This window comes from Motiliproteus sp. MSK22-1 (assembly GCF_001968815.1).
Classification (GTDB): Bacteria; Pseudomonadota; Gammaproteobacteria; order Pseudomonadales; family Balneatricaceae; genus Motiliproteus.
In genome coordinates this window covers 292,312-317,866 of sequence record NZ_MIEQ01000022.1, presented here as the reverse complement: position 1 = coordinate 317,866, position 25,555 = coordinate 292,312, and the positions used below count along the sequence as shown (strand labels likewise).

Sequence of the window (25,555 nt, the reverse complement as noted above, 5' to 3'; positions counted from 1 at the left end):
GGCATTCACATTGCCGTCATCACTCAGTGCACTACCGACTAACGCATTACAGTCATTTTGCAGCTGAGTTTCAGCAACACCCTGTGGACAGATCGTCGCAATACTCTGTGCGACGGCCTCTCGCTGAGGATCACCATTAGCAATCCCTTTCATCGCTTCCTCAATCGGATTCAAGCCAGAATCATCATCCTGTATGGTCAGGGTTGAACTGCTGATAGCCCCCACTGACAAGCCATCACTGGGATTCGACAGGTTTAGGGTTAGGGTTTCATTCTCTTCAGCGCTGTCATCATTCGTCAGTGAAACCGTAAAGCTCTTACTACCCGACTCACCATTAGCCCAGCTTAGCGTTGTACCGGAAAAATCATAATCCTCTCCGCCAGCCGCAGAACCTCCCGTGACAGAAACGTCTACCGAAGCAGCCCCCGAAGAGCCGGTGCGATTCACTGATAGAGTCGCAGTCCCATCGCTCTCATTGACGCTTACAGCAGCCGCGTCAAACTGAACGGAACCCAGATCAATTTCATTATCCAGAATGGAGATAGTACCCGATGCTGGAGATCCGAGATCGGCTCCTTGAACATTACTGAGTTGAATCTCCAGGGTTTCATCTCCTTCGAGTTCAGAGTCATCAACCAGTGTAATAACCAGATTTTTAACACCGGATTCACCGTCAGCCCAGCTAAGTAAGGTTGTATCAGTACTGTAATCCGATCCGGCTACTGCGCTACCGGCAGTGGTAATCGAAACCTGTGCAGCTCCTTCACTGCCACCCTCACGACTAACGGAAACAGTGAAGGAACCATCACCCTCAGCAACATTATCAGGGATACTGCTGATCTGCAGAGTACTGACTTCATCATCATCGCTAATGGTCACTGTGGCTGTTGTGGGGGTTCCAAGGCTTGCTCCGGTAACGTCACTCAACTCCAAGTTGATAGTTTCACTGCCTTCGATCAGCAAATCATCAAGAACAGAAATCTCCACCGTTTTTTCACCAGACTCACCGTCTGCCCAGGAAAGCAGAGAACTCACGGATGTATAGTCGACATCAGCAGTGGCGCTACCCGCTACTGACGATACATTAACAGTAGCAGCCCCTGTACTTCCATCACTACGAGAGACCTGAATTGAAACGGTTCCAGCAGCTTCATTCACTGATGCTTCACTACTGACAAACTGTATGGTCCCGGGAACGGAATCATTGTCGACGATGGTCATAGTGACATTGCTATCAGAGATCTGGAATTCAGCAACATCAAACAGCAGCGGGATGGTTTCGTCGGCTTCCACCTGATTATCATCAACTATTCCAATAGTAATGCTCTTGGAGCCCTCTTCTCCATCAGCCCACTGTAATACTCCACTTGAGAACAGGTAATCAACACTATTTGTTGCCGTTCCTCCGCTCACAGCGGTGATAGTCAGGGATACTGTTCCAGCAGAGCCGTTAACACGACTAACCGTTAGCGTTGCATTACCAATATCTTCATTTACCGTCAATTGGCTATTTTCTACTCTTATTTCTCCTGGAGGGGCATCATTATCCTCAACAGTAATTATCGCTTGAGCAGGGCTACCGAGGGTGGCTCCCTGAGCATTGCTAAGATTGACCTCTAATCCTTCATCGGACTCACTGATACTGTCGTCAATAAGGTTCACCTGTACACTTTTTGAACCAGATTCTCCATCATTCCAAGTCAGGGTTGTACTTGTCGCTGAATAATCACTACCGTCAACTGCCGTTCCATCAGCTGTCGCAATATCAATCGAGGCTGAACCAGCATCTCCGCCGCTACGAGTCACTGTAACTGAAAACGAACCATTACCTTCATTCACAGTAAGCGACTGACTACTAAGGGCAAGAACTCCAGGTGAAGGATCAACGGCTTGAGTGGAAGTTGAAGTGGTACCACCAGTACAATCGGACTCATCAGTGTGTTCACAGAAAGCTTCGAACTCTATATTTGAAGTACCGACGGGAGCATCCCAGCTAAATCGATAAACTTCATTACTAAAAGGGGAAAGACTTTGGCAAGTAAAGAACGGGGAAGTGAATGTACAGTTCGGATTCTCACTGGCAAAGGAAGCAGTCTGGTTACTGCCATCGACATTTATAAAAATATCAACCTTAGTAACACCGTTGCCATCGGCCACTCCCTGTAGGGTATAAATTACTTTGGTTCCGGTCTCTACTGGATTAGCAGGACTCTGTGAAGGTGAAGCCGTATAAGAGAAACTAGCCTGAGCAGTACCAGCAAATGCAAATAATGCTGCAACTGCTGCAACTGCTGCAAAGAGAGAGAATAAGGACAGAAAGCGATATTGAGGAGTAACCAAACTTTCCGATAGATTTTCTGTTGATGATTCAATCTGAACTAAATTCCGTTTACGAGAAAAACGACTAACAAACGCAGCCCGCAGCCGACGAACCGCGGTGAAACTCCGTGGAAATGACATTTTATTCCCCTTCAATATTTTTCTGTAGAAATTCTATTTCAGAGAAATTTGGTGCCTGTGCCCTTCCATGAAATAGCCCACAGCGTACAGTGACTAAATATCGCAAACACTCTCCAGATAAGCAAGGAGATCTTGAAACATAGGAGATTGGAGAGCATAGTCCAAGCATCAAGGAAATCACCATCCCTAAGTATTGAACACCCAGAAAATGGCTAAAAAACACAACACACATAGGGTTTTCACCCATTTTAAAACTTTAGTGAAATTAGCATCATTATTCGAAATAGCATTAATATTGGGAGCTTGCTCGACGCCGAGCGAGTCCCTGAAGCAGCTAGCTTGGACATTAGGCAGCAACGAAGTCCTACTAACCGGAAAAAACTATCAACTTCGTAGCTACACACAGAGAGGGAACAAAGAGCGCCTGCATGTCTATTTAGAAGGTGATGGAATGCCTTGGCTAACCCCCACCCTTAAAGCCTCAGATCCTACGTCTTTGGACCCGATAATGCTAAGAATGATGATGAAGGATTCTTATTCGTCTCTCTATCTGGGTCGTCCCTGCTATAACGGAATCCAGCCTGCCAAAAGCTGCTCAAAACAACTCTGGACTCATAAGCGCTATTCAGAAGTTGTTGTCAGCAGTATGACAGCAGCCATCGAAAATTACTTAGAACACAACCCCCACTCTGGAGTTGTTCTTATTGGTCATAGTGGCGGAGGGACTTTAGCAATGCTAATCGCCATGAAGTTAAGCACCTCAAAAACGGTCCCTGTCATTGCCGTTGCCACACTCGCAGGCAACCTGGATATTGAGCTTTGGGCAAAGCATCATAACTATACACCGCTTGCTGGCTCCATGAACCCAATGACCAAACCAGCTCTTGATCCCAAAATCGCCCAGATTCACTTTGCAGGAATAAAAGATAGCAATATTCCAATATCATTAATTGAAGGTTTTGTCGAAAAACAACACCAGGCTACTCTGATCAGCATCAGTGATTTTGACCATCATTGCTGTTGGGAATCACAATGGCCAAGCCTGTTAAAAAAAATAGACCAACAGATTAAACTCCATTTAAATAACCAATAAGCGGAAGTCAGCCATTTTTTTCAAAGGTCTGATTTATCCGCTCCAAGGCCGGATGATTTGGAAAATACTTGAGTCCCTCAGTAATCAAGTCCTGTGCTTTATCCTTTTTGCCATCTTTTATTAATTGCTCTATCTGCTGCTCAAGTTTTACTGAAATTGTGCGGATACCGTTGGCAGCCTCCTGATTTCGCGGATCAATCTGCTGAACCAAATTAAACGCATAGTAAGCATTGCTTCCCATTGGAGAAACCAATCGACCAACAAGTATATGAGTCTTAGCCACTCGTAACAGGCGAGTGACTTTCTTTTCCTGCTCTGGGCTTAAAGGCTCAACTTGCTTACTGGTATCGATAATAGCGGCTGGCGGTACATACTCCCCAGTCCCCTGCTCCATCCAAAACCAACCCGACAAACCAGCCACCAGTAGCACAGCAGCACCCGCAGCCCAACGCCAAGGTACATTGGCACCAGAAGGCCGCCGACCTGGGGCGGCAAAGGATCTCAAAGCATCAACAAACGCCTCCGCGCTCTGATAGCGGTCGTCAGGCTCTTTGGCCAAAGCCTTCTTTAGTACTCGGTTGTAAAGATTAAGGACCTTGGGATCGTCTGTTTTAGGCGCAGGAGGAATCGGGTTTTGCAGACGTTCTGCCAGATTGTGGGCACTGCGCCCGGAAAATGCTTTAGTGCCGGTAACCAGTTCGTAAAGCACCAGGGCTGTGGAGTACAGATCAGACCGAGGATCGACTTCCCGCCCTAAGCACTGTTCAGGAGACATATAACGAGGACTGCCTAACACCATTCCGGCCTGAGTCAAATCAGGATTTTTTAAACGAGTCTTGCCCAGCTGTGTTGCATCAAGATCCTGTACCCGAGCAATACCAAAATCTGCTATTTTTACCCGGTCATTCTCCAGCAGGATAATATTCGCAGGTTTAATATCCCGATGAATAACCCCCAATGAGTGTGCATAACCTAAGGCTGACAATACCTGCTCAATAATCCCGATTGCCCGCTCTAGACTAAAAGACTCACCTTCCCTAATGCAGTCGTTAATCTCTCGGCCTTCAACAAACTCCATGACGAAATAAGGAGTTCCATCTACCTTCTCTTCGTCATATTCATAAATGGCAATGATATTTTGATGAGTCAGACGACCAACAGCTCGAGCTTCACGCCGAAAACGATTTCTTAATTCATTCCCTAGCGTACCTTCCAGCAGATTATTATGGATAGTCTTGATTGCAACAACACGAGCGATTAGAGGATCATAGCCTTTATAGACAACCCCCATACCCCCTTCACCCAGAATGCTGTCAATTCGATACTTGCCAAACTCACTGCGGCGATCTTCCATAAAGCTCCTCTAAATGCCTGAATAGCTATAGTCACGGATATCTAATGATATCTATGTTACTGATACCTAAGGAGCTTCTCGCATTCAAAACTGATCTGCCTGTTTGAATTCTGGCCTTGTCACAGCTGCTATTTCAAACTCCATCATCCATAACTTAGATTATAAAACCGGACGGAAGAAAAACTCTCCAGCTTCATGTCCGGCCAGGTGAATAGGAGCATACTGTGGAATTTGTGATTCGCCAAGCTGAGCCGCTTGTCCGGGAACATTATCAAGAATTTGAGAATAAAGATTAAACCCTTCCATAATTTGGTCGTTAGACTGCAGCGCCTTAATAAACGCTTTAGCGAAAACTGAGTTTTTACCTCCACCGCCATCCAGTACCGGCTGCACTCCTCCGGAAGTTAGCATAACCCTTGCTCGAGTATCCGCCATCGCCTGCATCCATTCCTTGCGGATTTCAGGAGGCAGTTCCTCCTCGACACGCGCAACGGAGGTCTGAGTCATACTACCCGCATAGCAGGAGTCAGCCACTACGATTACGTGCTTTGCTGCCATTGCATTTAGCATATCTGTAATGGAAGAACTGGATATCCAATTGGCGCTGTTATCGGTTTCTGCCTCCACCGGCAACCAATAACTACGGTTATTAGCATTATCAAGCTTTCCATGGCCGGCATAGTAGATTAATAAATTGTCATTTTCTTTCAAGGTTGTTCTAAGTTCATTCATTGCAGATAAAATCTGATAACGATCAGCATCAATCAAAAGCTTAGTGCGAAAACCATATTTTGTGCGTAAAACCCGCTCAGTATCCTTGGCATCAGTGATTGCTGTTTTCAGCGTGGAAAGGTTGGCGTAGTTGTTATTTCCAATCACCAGTGCAAAGTAGCGCCCAAGATTCAAACCACTTGTGTCAGCCACAGGGGCGACACTGGACTTGGCAACAGAGTTACCCGGTTGCGGGTTTATAATCGAGAAATTAAGCGCGACTCGACGACCAGCCTGGTCAATTGCAACAATATCCACCGGATTCTTGTCTTGCCCCAGAGGCACACTGACCCGAAATAGATTATTACCTGCGAGGTTATATTTTTTTCCATTGACGCTAAAGGAGAGCACTCCAGCCGGTGCTGTGACCTTGCCGATAACTTCACGTTCAGGCAACTTTGTCCGCAACTGTACAGTGGGTACACTCCGGGTTAACACAACAGGGGGGTCAATTATTTCAATTGAAGGCACTTCACCAAGTGCTGCTGGTTGCTCAGCCGCACCGGTCGATGCCAGAACCGGCTCCTGATCTTTAAATGATTCAATCTCCCATTTCAATTGATTGATCTGTTGCTCCTGAGCAAGGCGTTGACTTCGACTGGATTCTAATGATTCAGCCAATTGCTCAATCTCACGCTGGCTTTCTTCAAACCGTTTTTCTCCTTCCTCAGTTAACTGCTCTACACTCTTGAGATAGGCAAGATGAGCCACTTCCAGAGTGGCCTGGTTGACCAAAAGCTTTTCTTCCACAGCCTTTAGCTGGCTTTCCTTGTTATCCAGAAGAAACTGGAGCTTTGCGGTTTCCCCTAATGAAGCGTCTGCCTGTTGCTGAGCCAAGGCCTGTTGTTGCTGTATCCGCAAATTGGTTTCTGCCAATTCACGTGAAAGCTCCTTATTAATCCGCTGAAGATCGTTGAAGTCATCAATCTTTTGTTGATGCGCCAGCTGACGCTTATCCAGCTCTGCCAGCAGCCGATCAACTTTTTGCTGTTGTTCAGCTGAGCGGTTAAGACTTTTTTGTAACGCTATTTCCGCCTGAAGTTTCTCTATCTCTCGCTTAGAGTTTGTCAGCAATTCCCTGTTTTTATCCACCTCCCGTTGTGCTTCAGCCAACTGTATTTTATTCTCTTTAGCCTCTTTTCGACTGGCCTGAAGGGATCTGTTTATTTCTTCCTTGTCCTGTCGAGTCAGTTTTGATTGTGTACCCAGGCTCTTCAGCTGGTTTTTAAGGTTGGCACGTTCAGCCAACAGATTATCCAACTGCTGCTGCAACGCCTTCTCCCTGCGACTCACCCGATTATCAGTTGGTGCCGCAGCGGGGCTAGCCGCGACACTTGCACCAAGCGCCTTAACTTTTGCCAACTGTTGTCGCAGTCGTTGTTCATTACTTTGTTGCCGTTTTGCATTGGCAGCAAACTGTTTACGATTTTTATTAAGCTCGTTTTGCAACTCAGCATTTTTTTGACGATGTAGTTCCAGGTCTCTTTCCAGTGCCTGATAATCAGAACGGGGCACATAAGAAGCACTCAGAGTTGAAGCGTAAAGCAACTTGTCGTTCTTTAAGCCTGACGCCAGGCGATATAAATCCAGTGCTCGCTTTTTATCCTGCTTTACACCCAGTCCTTTTTCATAAAGATGGCCTAAATTAATCTGTGCCCGGGAATAGCCCTGTTTTGCTGCTTTACTATACCAATTAACAGCCATTTGATAATCAGCATGCTGTCCCAGCCCTTTCTCAAAAATTTGCCCAACATGAGTCTGTGCCTCAGCATTACCCTCTTGCGCCAAGGGCAACCAGATTTTAAGAGCTGTCGCATAATTCGCCCGATCGAAGGCAACATACTCACCACCACGAATTTCACAATCAGAACCGGAAGTACGAACAGCACGACGAGCTGTTAAAAATGTCAGCTGAGAACCCATTTTTCTAATTTGTCCCGGTAAGAGACAATCAACGATAAGAAAATCATCGGCATTTGCAGACACAGCTGCCAGCCTGGTGTCACCCGCAGGTAATGTTGTCGCTTCCCGACAACCGGTAAGAATAATGCTGATAAAAAGCAATATGGTTAACGGAGATAAGCGAAATCTACGGTATCCCATAGACTTTACATTTAGCAATTTAAAATCTCGCATAGACCATACTCCATATTGTCCTGAGTTCTATACTCCATCTTAGCGCAAGATGTTGCAGATTCCATCACCTAAACTTTCACTGGCAACCAATCATTTGTACTTCCTATAACGAGTTAGACTACGTATAAGCAAATTAGCAGGCACCGAGTGCAAAAACAGAGCAACAACTATTAATATCAAGAAATAATATCAAGAGACTCTTCTTCTGCCTGTAATTTAAGATACCGATAACTTCTGATGATTAGGCTTGCAATATTAATAGAACTTCTGCCAAGAGGGTCGCCACAACCTAGTTAAGGGATATATACTAGTTGTCTATCAACACTTTCTAATCAGTCTTGCCCATTGCCATTCTGGAAATAAACAGGCAAGGTCAGCTGTGACGTAGACCTTTCAATGCACATAGGATTAAAGGAATTTAGTAGTGAATTCAGCATGGATTTTGGTGGTATCGATTGTTGCGGTTCTATCCCTGACAGCTTGTGTCAGCAACGAAAGCAAACCGCAACCAGTGGCTGTTGAACCAGAACCCACTCCAGAACCTGTCATACCAAGCTATTACGCCAAACCAGGACTGAGCCCTGGTAAACGCTTCGTACTTGCCGTCGGGTACCTTGAAAAAGGAATGGCAATGGAAGCCAAGGTAGAGCTGGAAGCCTATCTGGAGGAGAAACCGAAGAGCAAGAGGGCAAAAGACTTAATTCAACAGATAGACACCCCGGTAGAAGATTATTTTCCACAATCCTTTTTTGAAGTCACATTAAAACGTGGAGAGACTCTTTCCACCCTGGCCCGGGATTATCTCGGTGACCTCTACAAGTTTTATGCTTTAGCCAAATTTAACGGTATTGCAGACTCCTCGAAACTGCAACAAGGTCAGTTGATCCGAATTCCTGAAACAAAAGAAACACGGGACTTCCAATCAAAAGCAGCACTTTCCCAAAGCAGCAAGACTGAAGAAAACAAGTCAACAGTTGAAGAAGAGTCCATTGAGATTTCAGCAGATCTCTCAGATGAACAAAAAACTGATTTAGAAGAACAAGCGCTGTCAAAACCACTTTCTGCTGACACTGCAAGCTCTAATGAGGGGATAGTCGACGACACTACCACTGAAGAAATAACCGCCGACAATGCCGAAGAGTCGACGGAGATTTCAGTCAAATCTACAGCGCCTGATGATGAAGAGGCAGTGATAGCCGCAGAACAGGAAGATACCGAAGTTGCCATGGTCAACGAGATGACTCCCGAGGAGTCACCGCAAAACAGCCGGGGCGATGCGCTGTTTAATTTCTATTCAGACCTGGAAGCGAATAACTTTTCTTCTGCAGCAGACAACCTCGACCAACTGCGTGAAATGAACGCAATGACTGCTGACACCAACGCTAAAGCTATAGACGTTTATCAGCGCGCTGCCCGGGAGCTGGAAAATAGCGATCCGACACTGGCTGCCCGATATTATTTCTCTTCTGCTGAGCTGCAAATTAAGCAAAACAATGAAGAAGAAGCTCTTCCTGCTTTAAAGCGCAGTGTCGATCTAAATCCAGCCAACAGCTCCGCCGCTGAACTCTACACTCTTCTACAGCGAGACATAGCCGATCGCTACCACCGTCAGGCATCAGTGGCATACAGACAACAAGAACTGGATAAAGCTATTTCCTTATGGCGGAGGGTATTGAAGGTAGATCCCAATCATAGCGCGGCTCAAGCCTTACTCGTCCAGGCAGAGGAACTAAAGGCAAAACTATCAAAACTACAGGAATAAAGATTAGTTAACCCAGAGGCATAACGATACCATTCGTTATGCCTTGGAATTCCAGCCCAATTTTTCAACCTTAAACTAACTGCCTTCCTTACCAATCCGCTTTAAGTTTGTCCGAATGCGGTACGCTTTCTCCAGTTCAAAACGAAGCTCAGAGGCCTCGGCATCATAGCTCAATCCCTGCTCCCAGAGTTCTATAGCATGATCCAGATCCCGATGAAGTATTGCCTTACCTTCAACATATAATTCCTGCGCCAGTTGTTTACGTGCCTGAGACTTAATTCTGGTAAGCCTTCCCAACGGATCTGGGTAGTGGCTCGCCCGCTTCAATAGCCGCAAAGCACCTCGATACTGCCCTGCGGCGTTCAAATCCTGAGATAAGTACGCAAATGAGTTTAATAACCAGACTTGCAACTTGAGGGGTATGGGGCCGTTCCAGTCTTCAGCCTCGACCTTATCAATCAGGTTCAAATAGCGCTTCTGACGATAAAGCGCATGATAACTTTCCAGATCTTTTACTTCTGCATCACCCAGATTGGTTGTTTTCTCAGCGCTTAAAGTCTCTGTTGAAGGTGATCCAGCATCGCCTCCTGATCCAACATTTTCCCTTACATTACCGCTGATCCTGGAATCGTAAACATTCTCGGAACGACTAAGCTTCACAGAGCCACCTTCAGACTCTTTGATACCCGCCTTGACTGATTTCTTTGTCCCGGAATTAATCACTCTGTTCGCTGAGGGCGAGGGTAGAGCCAGTCTAGTAGCGGTGTCTAGCGAACCTCGATTCTTTGTCAGCTGCTCATTGTTAACCTGAATACCTGAAAGCTCTCTTAGTAATTCAATAGCCTGCACATTTTGTGGATTTGCTTTTAAAACAAGCAACAACTCCCGCTGAGCTTTTTTGAATTGCTTTTTGCCTAAAGCCAGCCTTGCTCTTTTAAGCAATGGTTTAGTCTGCCTGGCAATCAGCTTATCTAGCAGCGCTATCTCCTTATCAACCATTCCTTCCCTGAAATTCATGGCAGCCAGAATTTGCCAATGCGTACGGGCCTCATATAAACGCCCGGCTTCAACATGGGCCACAGCCATCGAATGGTGGTAGGTGATAAATGCCTGAGTCGCCTGCCGCTGTCCATCGCTCGATGGAAAAGATCCACAGCCCGTCAACAGAAGCAACAAACATGCTGCCAGAAAAAACCGAATTCTCATCAGAGTTTTGTATCCACAAAAACTTGTAGCTTCTTCTTGAAACGAGGCAAATCATCATCAGAAAATATCATTGTCCGCCGCAACCGAAGAGGATCCGCAAACGCTGGATTTCCCCCCTTTTGAACGGTTACTGCTAATTTAACCTTCTCCTTGGCAAGCAGCTCGACCATCTGATTAGAGCTATCGCCGTAAGGATAGGAAAATAAATCTACAGGATGCCCTAGTTGCTCTCGTAACAGCTTTCGTGGAACTCTGATCTCCTCAGTAGCCCATGCATTAAAGTCTTCTTGATTATCAGTTACCGACTCATCAGCCATTGCGACAAATGAAGCATGACTTTTTGAATGCGATTGAATATCGATCAATCCAGATGCATGCATTTCCTTCATCTGTGACCAACTCAGCGCAGCAGAACCGCCCAAGAAGTCCGTGTAGACAAAAACAGTAGCAGGATAGCCAAATTCTTTTAATAGCGGGAAAGCCACCTTATAAACAGAACGATAACCATCATCAATGGTAAGCACTACTGATTTCGGTGGGATTTCTTCTTTCCCTTGTAGATAGGCTTCCAGCTCTGACAGCCGCAACACCTGAAACCCGTTATCTTTAAGGTACTGAAGCTGGTTTCTGAATTGATGACGAGCAAGATCAAGCCGATGCCGGGCAACCGGTTTATCAGTAAACTGGTGATAACACAGAATAGGAATGGTTCTGAACCCCTGCGAATACACAGAAGATTGGTTCATTACCTGAGTAGGAACAGCCACCAGATCTCCTCCACCAGCAGAAAGCGGAGGGTTTAACCGTTCAATACGATGCCCGTAGTCAGCACTACCTAAATAACGCTCAGCGAGACTGGAAAAATCATCTCCAGGCCTTGCCGTAACAATCTTGAACTGGCGACTACTGTACAGAAGTGTGCTTGAATCCTGCCCAGTATTGTCAGATAGCGAAAGTTTGGGCTGATACCCCGAAGCGCATGCACTAAGAAACAGACACAGGGAGACAACTCCCCCTTTCAAATTCTTCCCGTTGAGCATACGCCACCAAGAACAACAGCTCTGTTGCTCGCAGCCAGAACGCCCTTCGCCAGACCCCATCGACCTACCGCCAGGGAGCCTGTGCGTCAATTGCTTCATAACGCCTACATCTCTTTCATGAGCTTCCAACGCAAAGGAACCCTCATTTAGTGCTTGTTTTTTTACATCATAACCCTCCGTGGCTAAATTTATCTCAATCTTTGAAGTTTTCCTCTGAAACAGATGAAGCAACCGCTCCCCCAGCGTTAACGCGTCTGGCGGCAACTGAGCTCAACAGGACCGTTTTATCAGGATCCGGCGCCGGTTTTGAGCTATCAGCCATAAACCTCGTCGACTCAATCAATTGAAACTCTGGCTTGTCTGCTTCAGCAGAGGCTGTATCAGGGCTGTCAGCAGCTGAATCCTTTTCATCAGAGTATTCCTTCTCAGCACAATCTAACTCCGCACAATCCAACTCAGCATTTGCCACCTTTAACTCATTGACATTACCGCTGCAAATTTCCGTAATATCTGCATCGACTCCCTTTAACCTGACCTCCTCTAGCTTGGCCTTAATCAGCTTAGATCCTCTAGAATGCTCTTCACGGGCATGAGTATCCTTTTGCTCAGTATCCAAGCCAGAAACCTGCTGTTCCTTTTGAGAGTCATTCACTTGTAGAGAATCGTTAACTTGTTTTACGGCATCAGGTGCGACTGTGCCAGCCTGGGCTTCCCCAGCAAGATCTTCAGAATTATTATGTAAACGTTCCTGTATTTGATCTGCCATATTATTGTACATATGGAACAGCTCTCCAATTTCATCTCTGCGAGTATTGGAGATACGACGATCTACGCTACCCTCTTTGAAATCCTTCATAGCATTCTGCAGGATTCTAAGCTGCCCGGCGAACAACCGACCAATAAAAAACAGCAGCACTAAAACAGATGCAAGTATCACTAATCCGACCAGAAAAACCATACCCAAGGTAAGGCTCTTTATTTCTTCCAAAGCACTTTGTTGCAAGCCCAATCGAATGTGTCCGACTGCCGTGTCGTTAAACAGGATAGGCGTAGTAAAATTAAATACCGTGGCTCCACTTTCAAGGGTTTCCTTTGTAACCTCAAGCTGCTTCTGTCGCTGCACAACTTCGACCATTTCAGGAACCGCCAGCGGAAGTCCAATCATATTCAGATCGGTAGCCACTCGCACAATTCCCTTGTGATCAGCTACCGCCAAGGATTCAAATGTATTTCTCTCACCAGCCTCAGCAATCAGGGTTTCCAGGGTAATCCAATCTTCACCCAATACCGGAATGGAACTTTCAGTTGCAATAAACTTGGCCAGTGAAACACCAGAATCGACAGCATATTCTGTCAGAGCATCACTTTGAATACGCAGCACAGCATAAAGACTGACAGCCATGATCACACTGAGAATGGCGCTAATCATCAACGTCCATTTGACGTAAAGAGGAACATACTTGTGCTGCTCTCGTGCCCTCTGGGCCACAAGAGCTTCGGTTTCCCAGCGGAGCACATCAACCACTTCCCTGCCACTGGAAGGCCTTTTAGCAGGGTCCTTCTCTAACAAGCGCCGCAAAATATGCCTGACTCCACGAGGAACATCAGATGACAGCTTGTCGATCAGTTCCGGCGGATGACTGGTAACCTGGACAATAAGGCCGGTAATTGTGGGTGACTTAAATGCCTTCTCGCCCGTTAACAGCTCGTAAAGGATAACTCCGAGGGAAAACAGGTCTGAACGCCCGTCCAGCTGTTCACCTGCAGCCTGTTCTGGAGACATGTAACGTGGAGTCCCAAGCAGCATCCCGAACTGAGTTTTCTCTGAGTAATGATTATCCTCACAATGGGCGATACCGAAGTCTGTCAACTTGACAGTCTCCCCATCCGGGCTGAAAAGAATATTGTCAGGCTTTATATCGCGATGAACGATACCATTTTGATGTGCATACTCTAAGGCAGCAGTCAGCTGCATAAAGATATCGAGGATATGCTCAATGGTGAAGTTCCGCCCTTTACCAAGCATCTGCCCCAGAGTCTCCCCTTCCATCAGTTCCATAACGATATAGGGCCTGTCCTGATGAACACCTACATCATAGACAGTAACAATATTAGGGTGTGAGAGTATTCCGGCGGCATTCGCTTCTTTCAAAAAACGATGATAGTACTCACTATCATTACAATTCGCTTCCTGAAGAATTTTGATCGCCACGACTCGGTGAATTTTGGTGTCGTAAGCCCGATAGACATCAGCCATCGCACCTGAACCCAATAAACACTCAACCCGATAGCGACCAATATCTTTTGATGTAAAATCCATTTCTCCTTCCCTGTACCCACTCCAAGCCAGCTCTTTTATCCAAGAGACATCCAATCCCGAACCCCAAGAGCAGCGCCGTAGCTAATTGATTAATATCACCCGTTGATTAATGCTGGGTTCACTCGAAAATGGCACCTACTATAGCATTCCTCTTCACGAGGGTCCAAACCTTCGCTATAACTAATTTAGTGAACTGCTCTAAGCAGGCTATCTGCCAAAAATCCCTAAGGCTATTCCAGTCAAGCAATGAAAAACCGGATATTAACAGCCAACCGATCTTCATAGAGCATCAACAAACAGGCTTAATAAAAAAGGAAAGCTTACCCCTTACTACCTTCTTCTTTCTTCGATTCGGGATCTTCTGGAGGAACTTGCCATAAACGAGTTGCGTCATCATCATCGTCTTCAACCATCTTATCTGGTATCAGAGCTTCTCCTTTATTCGCTTGTTCATCCGAATCACTGTTCTCTGCTACTGAAGCCTCGGTTTTTTTCTGTGGCTGGTGCTGGTCTACAGCGACTTCTTCTGGAGCAGCAGCGACCTGATCCGAAACATCAATACCGGTAAACAACGCCGTCCGATCGGCATCTTCATCAGCCTCTCCACTCCAGACCTGAGTTGAGTCATCTTCTACTCTTTCAACTTCATCCGCCGATTCAGCTTCATTGGAGTTGATGGCATTGAAATGATCTGTATCGCTTTCAGGCACGGCATTCTGTCTGCTGGTCGCCTCTCCCTGCCTGCCATCTGAGCCCAGATGCAGTCGTTCCTGAATCAGATCTGCCATCCCATTGTATAGCTGGAATAGCTCCCCGATTTCGTCCTTACGGCGGCTTGAAATTCGTCGATCCAAGCTGCCTGATTTAAAATCCTGCATCGCGCGACGTAGAACCCGCAACTGTCCAACATATACACGTCCAAAAATAAACAATAGAACAACAACTGACACGACGATCACTAGACCAACCATCAATACCAATCCAGCGGTCACCTGCTTTATCTGCTCAAGCGCTGCCTGATGCAGACCAAGACTGATGCTCCCGACCTCTGTATTTTTAAATAGGATAGGAGTGCTGAAGTTGAAAACAATATCACCATCAGCCAATAACTCACTACTGACTTCCAGTTGCTGTTGCCGTCGCACTATTTGAGCAGATTCAGAGATTGGCTGTGGCTGACCAATCATCTTGGGATCAGTAGCAGCTCGAACAACACCTTCATGATCCATCACCAGAAGTGACTGGAAAGTGTTCCGTTTACTCGCGTCATTAACTAAAGACTCCAGTGTAATCCAGTCCTCTCCCAAGACAGGAATCGCACTCTCAGTGGCAATAAACTTTGCCAGAGAACTTCCTGAATCAACGGCATATTCAGTAAGGGCATCAGTCTGAAGACTCAGCACAACAGTAAGACAGAGCGCCAAAATCACTGTGATTATGGTGCCGATCATCAGTGTCCATTTGACATAGAGCGGCAGGAACTTTTGTTGCTTTCTATCCTGCTCAGCGATTAACGCCTCCAATTCCCAGTTAAGAACATCAATCACTTCTTTGCCGCTGGGAGGCCGCTTTGCAGGATCTTTTTCCAGCAAACGACTTAGAAGGTGCTTGACGCCCCGGGGAACCTCTGCGGGTAATTTATTCAACAATTCAGGTTGTTCACTGGTTATCTGTACAATTAGAGTCGCAACGGTTGGGGACTTGAAGGCTTTTTCACCTGTCAGTAATTCGTAAAGCACGACACCGAGAGAAAACAGATCAGAACGACCATCCAGACGCTCACCAGCAGCCTGTTCAGGTGACATATAACGAGGCGTGCCCAACAACATCCCAATCTGGGTTTTTTCTGCATCCTGTCCACCTTCACGATGAGCCGTACCAAAATCAGCAAGCTTCACCGCTCCACCATCAGAGCTGAACAGTATATTATCTGGCTTAATATCCCGGTGAACGATGCCATTTTGATGGGCATAATAAAGCGCGTCTGTCAGCTGACGGAAAATATCGATAATCTCACGGATGCTGAATTTCTCTCCTTTTTCCAGTCTCTTGCTTAGAGTCTCTCCTTCCACTAACTCCATAACTATATAAGGCTTGTCCTCGAAAACCCCCACATCGTAAACCGTAACAATATGTGGATGAGTGAGAATACCTGCAGCCTTGGCTTCTGTCAGAAATCGACTGTAATATTCATCATCCTGACGGTTGGCTTCCTTCAATACCTTAATCGCCACAACCCGGTGAATTTCAGTATCGTATGCCCGATAGACATCGGCCATTGCCCCTGAGCCCAATTCACCTTCTATGCGGTAGCGACCGATATCGCTCAGTTTAGAATCCATGGCCTAGTCCTAGTCATTCGGTTTATCAACGCCAAGTATCAGCGATATATTTATAGCAAGTGTACCGAAATCAGCACTTTTATCGTAACAAGATCATAAATGTAAAGCACCGGTATCAATATTAACAATCACTGGAAACTGATTTATCAAGAAATTTCTCAATACTGTTATTAAATCACTGCCAATATTAAACCACTGTCAAAACACCAACATTTAGCTCAATTTGAAGTTAATACAAGAGTTCGTATCTGTATCCGGTAAAAAACCAACACCGATGTCACCCGCCCCATCAAGCACAACCGCATCGCGATGAACAAACACTGCTGGCGATCCTTGCTTAACGATATAGGTCCCATTGGTACTCTGATCCGTAAGCATAAACTTACCATTCAAAAGCTTTATGAAAGCGTGGCGACGGGACGTCGATGCATGAATGACTCGCAGATGAACGCCAAGCTTACGCCCAATCTCACATGTGGGGTGCGTCTCATTAACCGTAAAAACCTGATCACCAAGGCTCAAAAACATTTCATTGGCCCTTGCAGGCAAGATACCATTCGCCCCCGCTGCAATAGAAAACAAAGTTGTCGAGTCCAGCTCATCAGCCCAATCCAACCGATATAATGTTATCGGCTCATCAATTCCCTTTAATCGAATAGGCTTCAATTGGATTGCCCGACTTCGGTAAACGGTCGCTAAGCGCTCTACAGTGGGCCCGGTTGTCATGATTTCTTCTGTTGCAGCTAATGCAGCAACCCGCGAAGCAATATTGACAGCACTCCCATAAAGGTCACCTTTATCGGAAATAACTGAACCGAAATGAAACCCTACCCGAATAGAAAGCTGAGAACTAATCTGTGCCTCCTGCATATCCCTGGCCGATTGAAAAGCATCATCACAACAGTTAAAACTGGCAAGCACGGCATCCCCAACTGTTCGTAATAATTTACCGCCGTTACGCTGGATAACCTGTTCCATCGACCCTAAACATTCAATAATCAGCCGATAAGCCTGATCATCCCCTACTTTTTCGTAAAGGGGCGTACTGTCACCAATATCAGCAAACAGTACGGCCAGATGTTCACTCGATTGATCGCTCATAAAAAGCGCCTCACTATGATAACGGCTGGAACGGCAAGCACGGTCATATCTCGTCAGCACGTATATTGGTCGGGTAAAAGCACGACCTAATAGCATATGATAGTAGATCCAGGTAAATAAGGGGTAAATAGAATCGCGGCGATACGGCAGTCATCAGGGAACCTTCGAATAAGTTCATTATGTTCTCAGCGACTTCGAAACAGCATTCATATCACGTACAATGCGATGCTCATTTTATTTAATTCATTAGAAAACAGACCGGATTATCCATGGCAAAGGCCGAGAAAAAACAAGGCAGTACTCTAACTCCGATGATGCAGCAATATTTCCGTATTAAAGCGGAGCATCCCAATGAGCTGGTGTTCTACCGCATGGGTGATTTTTATGAGCTGTTCTATGATGATGCAAAACAAGCTTCTGAACTGCTGGATATTTCACTGACCAGCAGAGGCCACTCGGGAGGTGAACCAATCCCGATGGCCGGGATACCCTATCACTCTGCCGATGGGTACATCGCTAAGATAGTCCGCGCCGGTCGCTCCGTCGCAATTTGCGAGCAAGTGGGTGATCCTGCAACAAGCAAGGGGCCGGTCGAGCGCAAAGTCATGCGCGTCGTTACCCCAGGCACGATTACTGACGAAGCTTTTTTAGACGAAACCAGAGATAACCTGCTGGTTGCGGTAACGACCCTGGATCAAATTTATGGTATCGCTTGCCTGGATATCAGCTGCGGACGCTTTGTGGTAACAGAAGTGAAAGGGGAGGAAGCGTTTCACAGTGAACTGGCCCGATTAAAGCCAGCAGAGCTACTGTTTAACGATGAAGAAAACCTAGAGAACTCTTTGGAGGAATATCAAGGCCTTAGACGCCAACCACCTTGGAATTTTGAACTGGACACCTCATTGCGATTGCTAACTCAGCAATTTCAGGTTCGAGATCTCAGTGGATTTGGTTGTGACCACCTGGAAATCGCCTTGAGAGCCGCAGGCTGCCTGCTTCAATATGCCAAGGAAACACAGCGCACAGCGCTTCCTCATATCAGATCCATACAGGTTGAGCGCAGAGATGACTGCGTAGCTCTGGATGCAGCAACACGCCGTAATCTGGAGCTGGATCAAAATCTAATGGGCGGCGTGGAAAATACATTAGCATCAGTGCTGGATCGTACCGCAACACCAATGGGTGGGCGACTTCTGAGGCGGTGGTTACACCGGCCGTTAAGGGATCTAACCACCATTAAGCAACGACAGTTTTCTGTTCAGTGTCTTATTGAAGACTATCGCTACGATCCATTGACTCCCTTATTGAAACAGATTGGCGATGTCGAAAGAATTCTGGCACGGGTCGCATTACGCTCTGCCCGCCCCCGGGATTTGGAACGACTCTGCAGAGCACTGACGGCGCTACCCCTTATTCAACAAGAACTGAAAGAGATTGACTCTCCTTTACTGGCTGCATTGAGTGACTCCATTAGCGATTTCCCCGATCTGCAACAACTACTTTCCAAAGCCATTATCAACAACCCGCCTGTAGTCATTCGTGACGGTGGTGTCATCGCCACTGGCTATGACAGCGAACTGGACGAGCTTAGAGCCCTCAGTGAAAACGCCGGGGACTACCTCATTGATCTGGAAAAGCGAGAACGCGAACGAACAGGAATCACAACATTAAAAGTCGGTTATAACCGGGTTCATGGCTATTATATAGAAATCAGCCGGTTACAATCAGATCAGGCACCAACTGAGTATATTCGTCGGCAAACCCTTAAAAATGCTGAACGCTTTATCACTCCCGAACTAAAGGAATTCGAAGACAAGGCTCTCAGTGCAAAAAGCCGCGCCTTAGCCAGAGAAAAAGCACTCTATGAGGCACTACTGGAAACCTTAGCCGAATCACTATACCCGTTGCAGGAATCTGCCGCAGCCCTTGCCGAACTTGATGTCTTGCACAATCTGGCTGAACGCGCAGAGCAACTGAATTACTGTGCCCCCAAACTCTCTGAAGAGTCGGGAATAGAGATTACAGGGGGGCGACACTCCGTCGTCGAACAAGTCACCGACACTCCATTTGTCGCCAATGATCTGCAAATGCACGCTGAACGCAGAATGCTGATAGTGACAGGTCCTAACATGGGTGGTAAATCCACCTACATGAGACAAACCGCATTAATAGTCCTCCTGGCACATATCGGCAGCTATATTCCAGCCAGCTCAGCCAACATAGGCTTGGTTGATCGTATTTTTACCCGTATGGGCTCCTCAGATGATCTTGCTGGCGGCCGCTCTACCTTTATGGTTGAAATGACGGAAACAGCCAACATTCTTAATAACGCAACATCTCGCAGCCTGGTGCTGATGGATGAAGTCGGCCGTGGAACAAGCACCTTTGATGGCCTTTCACTGGCTTGGGCCTGTGCAAACTACCTGGCATCAAAAACGCAAGCGTTTACTTTATTTGCTACTCACTACTTTGAACTGACCGGGCTGGCAGACAATAGCAGTGGTGTCGCTAACATACACCTCACAGCCACCGAACATAATGATCATATTATATTCATGCATAGCGTTCATGAGGGGCCTGCCAGTCAAAGCTACGGCTTGCAGGTGGCCCAACTGGCAGGCGTTCCCCAATCGGTCATCAGTGATGCTAAGCAAAAGCTTCATCAGTTGGAACAAGCGCCGATCACGACTCAATCTTCCCAACCGGATTCAGCCTATCCAATGCAGGGAGATATGTTCAGTCAACAGCCCAGCCAACTGGAAGAAGAGTTAAAGCAGGTTGACCCTGACAGCTTAACACCCCGTCAGGCCCTGGAGGCACTTTACCAATTAAAGCAGCTGCTGGACTGATAAACAGGGACTTTTATTGAGGGTTCGACCTTAACTCAGGAACCTGAAGTGAACCCTGTCTATACTAAACCCATATGAGCTGCTGGCAGTTTCAGACAAGGGGAATGTAATGGCTTTTGTAGTTACTGAGAACTGTATTAAGTGCAAATACACTGACTGTGTCGACGTCTGTCCGGTCGACTGTTTCTATGAAGGACCAAATTTTCTGGTAATTCATCCCGAGGAGTGCATTGATTGCGCTCTTTGCGAGCCGGAATGCCCGGCGGAAGCCATATTCGAGGAGGACGATGTACCTCCAGATCAAAAACAGTTTATCGCCTTGAATGCTGAGCTGGCGGCTCTGTGGCCTAATATCTCAGAAATGAAAGCGGCTCCAGAGGATGCTAAAGACTGGGATGGGAAGCCCGATAAAATTAAGCTTCTGGAGCGCTAGCAACCAAGAGCTTTATACAAAGGAGACTATAAACAAGTCTATTCGGCTTCTGGCTTTCAGAGCAATTAGATATTCAGGCAACAGTTACGGCATACTGGTCGTCTGTCGAAAATCGTTGACGCTGATATTTGTGTGCTCTGAAAGCCCTTAAGAGTCGGTTCCAGAACGGTCTTTACTCTAATAGATCAGGTCCTGACAAACCGTTATTTTCAACGATTTCCCGCAGACGCTTCAGTGCTTCAACTTGTATTTGGCGCACACGCTCACGAGTTAAACCAATCTCACGCCCGACTTCTTCCAAAGTACTCATTTCGTACCCTCTCAGACCAAAACGACGGGCAAGCACTTCACTGTATTTCTCGGGCAAGGTATCGAGCCACTCATCGAGTCGCCCAATCAAATTGGTATTTTGTAGCCAAGACTCTGGATCAGCCGCATCAGTGTCCGGAATAGTTTCCAGCAGTGACTTATCAGAATCCTGCCCCATGGGGGTATCCACCGAACTCACTCGTTCGTTAAGCCCGAGCATTCTCTTGACATTATCCACCGGCTTGTCGAGCATCTCTGCAATTTCTTCACAGGTAGGCTCATGATCCAGCTTCTGCGCTAATGCACGAGCAGCACGGAGATAAACATTAAGTTCCTTTACCACATGAATAGGTAGACGAATAGTCCGGGTCTGATTCATGATCGCCCGTTCAATCGTCTGACGAATCCACCAAGTGGCATAAGTTGAGAAGCGAAAGCCGCGCTCTGGATCAAATTTCTCGACTGCTCGAATCAACCCCAGGTTACCTTCTTCGATAAGATCCAAGAGAGTAAGACCACGATTGATATAACGACGAGCAATCTTCACTACCAAACGCAGGTTACTTTCAATCATGCGCTTACGAGATGCTTCATCCCCGCGCAACGCACGACGAGAGAAATAAACCTCTTCTTCAGCAGAGAGAAGTGGAGAGAATCCTATTTCATTGAGATAGAGTTGAGTCGCATCCAGGTGTTTTGCGTGCAATAAGTCTTCATGAACTTCGCTGCGTGCGCGATCCATAACAGCCTTATCCCGGCTACTTTCCTTAGACGAGCCTGATGCCTTACTTCTTTTAGTGCCGCTCATAATTCTCGCTTTCGATTCCAAAAGTTCGAGTGTTCCCATATGGCTGTCACTTCCAATTACCGCCCCGGGGCCTGATGTTTCTATCCACTTGCATGTGGCCTTTTTAACTTAGGCCTACGTCAGTCCGGCTGATTATGTTTTGTTATTTTCTTTTTGGTAAATAGTGCAACGGATTTACCGGCTTACCATCCTTGCGAATCTCGAAATGTAACATGCTCCGAGTCGCTCCGCTATTACCAGCTAGCGCTATTTTTTCCCCTTTGCTTACCTTATCTTTCTCTTTTACAAAGATTTTGCTGTTATGTGCGTAAGCACTTAAGTACTGCTGGTTGTGGTTAATAATTATCAGATTTCCGTAGCCTAGTAAACCACTTCCGGCATATACCACACTTCCAGTAGCCGCTGCATAGACCGGATCTCCCTTTCGGGCTGCGATGTTAAGCCCTTTATTTAGATCGCCTTTCGATTGGTAATATTGAATGATTTTCCCCTTCGCAGGCCATTGCCAGATAATCTTTTGACGATTTTGAGTGGTAGATGTTTCACTCTTTTTTGAAACAATTTTTTTAGCGGGGCTCACTGCTACCTGACTGGATGCGGAATTTTCCCGGTTAGCCGCTTGTGCAGACTTAGCAGTATTACTGGATTTTACAGAGCTGTCAGGCTTTTTCGGTTTACCCTTTGAAAGAGATTTGTTTGATGAGGTATTTTTTGAAGACACTCTATTGGATGCATTGGAGCTTGGAGCTTCAACCAAGCGAATTTTTTGTCCAGGATAAATCCGGTAGTGGCGGCCAATGCCGTTGGCACGGGCAAGCGCTTGCAGATCTTTGCCATATCTGAAAGCGATTGAATACAGCGTATCCCCCTTACGAACAATATAAGTGCCGGAAGAGCGAATCGGCTGACGAGAGGAATACTGGGCAGATTGTGAAACAGTACGCCCCAGAGAACGATCACTCACAGGGGCATAACTACCGCTGCTACAACCGGCGATAAGCAGCGCCGACAGGCAACAGTAAAGTATCGGTATTCGAAGCAGTCCAGGATAAGCATTAAGTTGCTTCCCTGGTGAACAAAATAAATATCTATCTGGACTAGACAGTCTGAACCCCGCTAACCACTTACCTTTAACAGATGACTTGCAGTAAACCGAACCCTTTCATTTATCTCTCGGTTAGCATGCGAGACAAGAAACTGTTATTTCGAATTCATCTTCAGCTCCAGAAGATATACCAGTGCAGCGCCAACCAGCATCAGTACGATGGCCAACACCAAATAAGGCTCATTTCCGGTTAACGCCTGGTAACTGGCAGGCAACACATTGTCCTGCACCAGGGGCACCTGTTCACCGTGGCGATCGATACGATACGAGCTGGTATATTTCCAAGGCCATACCTTATTCAAAGACCCGAGCATAAACCCGGTCAATAAAGCTACAGTCATGTCATGATAATTGCGAAACATCCAGGATAACAAATGGGAAAAACTGAGCAGCCCTAGCACACAGCCCGCGAAGAAAAGGCCGATGATATCCCATTCAAGCCCCTTAACAGCCCCCATAATAGGCCCGTACATTCCCATTAACAGCAGTATAAAACTTCCTGAGATACCCGGTAGAATCATTGCACAAATCGCAATAAAGCCCGCTAAAAACACTGATAAAAAGGTGATTTCTGACTGAGCAGGAGTAATGACCGTCAGCACCAGAGCCACGGCCCCCCCAAGAACCAACAGGGAGATGTTCTTAGAATCCCATTCCCTGACCTGCCCCAGCATCCATACCGCTGAGCTTAAAATAAGTCCGAAAAAAAATGCCCATAACATTTCAGGGTAGTTTTGCAGTAAATAGATAGCGACACGTGCCAGAGTAAACAAGCTACCCAAAATTCCCACGACTAATACCAGCAGGAATGTACCGTTGATATGCTTCCAAAAAGCCAGCGGCCCTTGCTTAAGCAACAGCATAAATGCAGCAGGAGTAATCATCCGTATTGATTCAATCAACTCCTCATATATACCTGTAATAAATGCTACCGTGCCCCCAGACACACCAGGAACAGCATCAGCCGCCCCCATAGCAACACCTTTTAACCACAATGAAATCCAGTCCTTTAACTGCCTCACGTCATAAAATCCCTGATTATTTACTTGATAGAACCACTTAACATGGGAACAAACTTCGCTTCTTCCAGCACACTTTGAGTATATTCGGTTTCACTCTGGCGAATAACCAATCGTAACTCCTGTGCCTTACCACCCACAGGTATGATAAGACGTCCGCCCACAGCCATCTGCTCAAATAGCTCCGGCGGAATTTCTTCAGGTGCAGCGGCACATATAATTCCATCAAACGGACCTTTTTCCGGCCATCCAAATCCACCATCAGCATGCTTGAACTGCACATTATGCATTTTAAGTCGCTTAATACGAGCCCGCGCTTTTTCTTGCAATGGCTGAATACGCTCAACACTGAAGATTTTTTTTACCAGGCAAGAAAGAACAGCAGTCTGATAGCCAGAACCGGTACCTATTTCCAGTACTCGATTCAGCTCCCCCCCATCCAACAAGGTTTCTGTCATTTTAGCAACGGTATAGGGTTGAGATATGGTCTGGTTATACCCAATAGGCAGCGCGGTGTCTTCGTAGGCCTTATGTGAGAGAGCCTCATCAATAAACAGGTGGCGAGGCATCTGCCTTATCACTTCCAGCACTCTTTGATCCTCAATGCCAGAATCGACTAATCTGTTTATCAAACGATCTCGAGTACGCCGGGAAGTCATCCCGATACCTTCTAAAGAAATAGAATTCACTCTAATCCCTCAAGCCAGGCTCCCAAATTATCGAAACCTGAATATTGTGTCATATCCGCCTGCAGAGGAGTGATTGAAACATAACCATCAGCTACAGCGTAAAAATCAGTACCAGGGCCAGCATCTTCGGGTTCTCCGGCACCCGCAATCCAAAACCGTTCTTTTCCCCTCGGATCGACAGAACTCACAGGTTGATCCGCCAGATTCCGATGTCCCAGGCGAGTAATATGAGTGCCCTTGATCTGCTCGACAGGAAGATCAGGGACATTAATGTTTAACACTGTTCGAGGTGCCAGATTAAGCTGTGAAACCTGTTGAATCAGCTGCAGGGCGATCTCCGCCGCTGATTCAAAATGCAGGCTGCCCGCCAAAGAGACCGCAATCGCCGGACGGCGAAGATAGCGCCCTTCCATTGCAGCAGCCACAGTTCCCGAATAAAGTACATCATCACCCAAATTAGCACCGTGATTGATTCCTGCGACAACCATTTCCGGCGCTGTCTCAAACAAGCCGGAAATGCCGAGATGAACACAATCAGTCGGAGTGCCATTAATACTAATGAAGCCATTACTCAGGTGCTGAGGCTCCAGGGGGCGATCCAAGGTTAGGGAATTACTGGCGCCACTGCGGTTCCTGTCCGGCGCGACGACATGAACTTCGGCTATTCTGGACAGGCTTTCAGCCAACACCGCTAAACCTTTCGCATGCACGCCATCATCATTAGATATTAAAATACTCATCTGATTTTTAAGGATCTC

17 protein-coding genes are annotated in these 25,555 nt (G+C 46.5%); 4 read left to right on the top strand and 13 right to left on the bottom strand.

The window, feature by feature from the left end; genetic code table 11:
* On the bottom strand, positions 1-2,460 hold a 2,460-nt coding region (locus BGP75_RS04625; protein WP_198939267.1), incomplete at its 3' end, for a Calx-beta domain-containing protein.
* Between the two features lie 451 nt (positions 2,461-2,911).
* Between BGP75_RS04625 and BGP75_RS04620 the strand changes: the two genes are divergently transcribed.
* Entirely contained in the window at positions 2,912-3,553 is a 642-nt protein-coding gene (locus BGP75_RS04620; protein WP_158070062.1) for an alpha/beta fold hydrolase, read from the top strand.
* A gap of 7 nt (positions 3,554-3,560) precedes the next feature.
* On the opposite strand, the gene BGP75_RS04615 is transcribed toward BGP75_RS04620, so the two are convergent.
* Together BGP75_RS04615 and BGP75_RS04610 are read right to left on the bottom strand one after the other, a co-directional pair.
* Entirely contained in the window at positions 3,561-4,907 is a 1,347-nt protein-coding gene (locus BGP75_RS04615; RefSeq protein WP_076715706.1) for a serine/threonine-protein kinase, read from the bottom strand.
* A 159-nt stretch (positions 4,908-5,066) separates the two neighbouring features.
* Positions 5,067-7,814, bottom strand: a complete 2,748-nt coding sequence (locus BGP75_RS04610; RefSeq protein WP_076715703.1) for a caspase family protein — start codon at positions 7,812-7,814, stop codon at positions 5,067-5,069.
* 424 nt (positions 7,815-8,238) lie between these two features.
* Between BGP75_RS04610 and BGP75_RS04605 the strand changes: the two genes are divergently transcribed.
* Positions 8,239-9,576: a LysM domain-containing protein gene (locus tag BGP75_RS04605; RefSeq protein WP_076715700.1), complete on the top strand. Its 1,338-nt coding sequence runs from the start codon at positions 8,239-8,241 to the stop codon at positions 9,574-9,576.
* Positions 9,577-9,651: 75 nt separating this feature from the next.
* Here BGP75_RS04605 and BGP75_RS04600 read toward each other — a convergent pair whose 3' ends face one another.
* The 5 genes from BGP75_RS04600 to BGP75_RS04580 form a co-directional block, all read right to left on the bottom strand.
* Positions 9,652-10,782, bottom strand: coding sequence for a lipopolysaccharide assembly protein LapB (locus BGP75_RS04600; RefSeq protein WP_076715697.1), 1,131 nt, complete (start codon positions 10,780-10,782; stop codon positions 9,652-9,654).
* Positions 10,782-11,921, bottom strand: coding sequence for a polysaccharide deacetylase family protein (locus BGP75_RS04595; protein WP_143820975.1), 1,140 nt, complete (start codon positions 11,919-11,921; stop codon positions 10,782-10,784). The genes BGP75_RS04600 and BGP75_RS04595 overlap by 1 nt, the downstream gene beginning before the upstream one ends.
* A 94-nt stretch (positions 11,922-12,015) precedes the next feature.
* Entirely contained in the window at positions 12,016-14,142 is a 2,127-nt protein-coding gene (locus tag BGP75_RS04590; RefSeq protein WP_076715691.1) for a serine/threonine-protein kinase, read from the bottom strand.
* Positions 14,143-14,462: 320 nt separating this feature from the next.
* Positions 14,463-16,484 carry a serine/threonine-protein kinase gene (locus BGP75_RS04585; protein ID WP_076715688.1) on the bottom strand — a complete coding sequence of 674 codons (2,022 nt, stop codon included), beginning with the start codon at positions 16,482-16,484 and terminating at the stop codon, positions 14,463-14,465.
* A gap of 213 nt (positions 16,485-16,697) precedes the next feature.
* On the bottom strand, positions 16,698-17,585 hold the full coding sequence (locus BGP75_RS04580; RefSeq protein ID WP_076715685.1) for an adenylate/guanylate cyclase domain-containing protein: 888 nt from the start codon (positions 17,583-17,585) through the stop codon (positions 16,698-16,700).
* A 269-nt stretch (positions 17,586-17,854) separates the two neighbouring features.
* Between BGP75_RS04580 and mutS the strand changes: the two genes are divergently transcribed.
* Both mutS and fdxA read left to right on the top strand, forming a co-directional pair.
* Entirely contained in the window at positions 17,855-20,434 is a 2,580-nt protein-coding gene (gene mutS, locus BGP75_RS04575; protein ID WP_076715683.1) for a DNA mismatch repair protein MutS, read from the top strand.
* A gap of 109 nt (positions 20,435-20,543) precedes the next feature.
* Positions 20,544-20,867 (top strand): ferredoxin FdxA, encoded by a 324-nt coding sequence (fdxA, locus tag BGP75_RS04570; protein ID WP_076715680.1) that lies wholly within the window; start codon positions 20,544-20,546, stop codon positions 20,865-20,867.
* Between the two features lie 172 nt (positions 20,868-21,039).
* Here fdxA and rpoS read toward each other — a convergent pair whose 3' ends face one another.
* The 5 genes from rpoS to surE form a co-directional block, all read right to left on the bottom strand.
* Entirely contained in the window at positions 21,040-22,023 is a 984-nt protein-coding gene (gene rpoS / locus BGP75_RS04565; protein ID WP_083704618.1) for an RNA polymerase sigma factor RpoS, read from the bottom strand.
* A gap of 103 nt (positions 22,024-22,126) precedes the next feature.
* Entirely contained in the window at positions 22,127-22,948 is an 822-nt protein-coding gene (locus BGP75_RS04560; RefSeq protein ID WP_233152838.1) for a peptidoglycan DD-metalloendopeptidase family protein, read from the bottom strand.
* Between the two features lie 236 nt (positions 22,949-23,184).
* Entirely contained in the window at positions 23,185-24,111 is a 927-nt protein-coding gene (locus BGP75_RS04555; RefSeq protein WP_233152837.1) for a DUF368 domain-containing protein, read from the bottom strand.
* Positions 24,112-24,131: 20 nt separating this feature from the next.
* Positions 24,132-24,767, bottom strand: a complete 636-nt coding sequence (locus BGP75_RS04550) for a protein-L-isoaspartate(D-aspartate) O-methyltransferase (RefSeq protein WP_076715785.1) — start codon at positions 24,765-24,767, stop codon at positions 24,132-24,134.
* A 26-nt stretch (positions 24,768-24,793) separates the two neighbouring features.
* Positions 24,794-25,537 (bottom strand): 5'/3'-nucleotidase SurE, encoded by a 744-nt coding sequence (gene surE, locus BGP75_RS04545; RefSeq protein ID WP_076715675.1) that lies wholly within the window; start codon positions 25,535-25,537, stop codon positions 24,794-24,796.
* Positions 25,538-25,555: the final 18 nt, after the last annotated feature.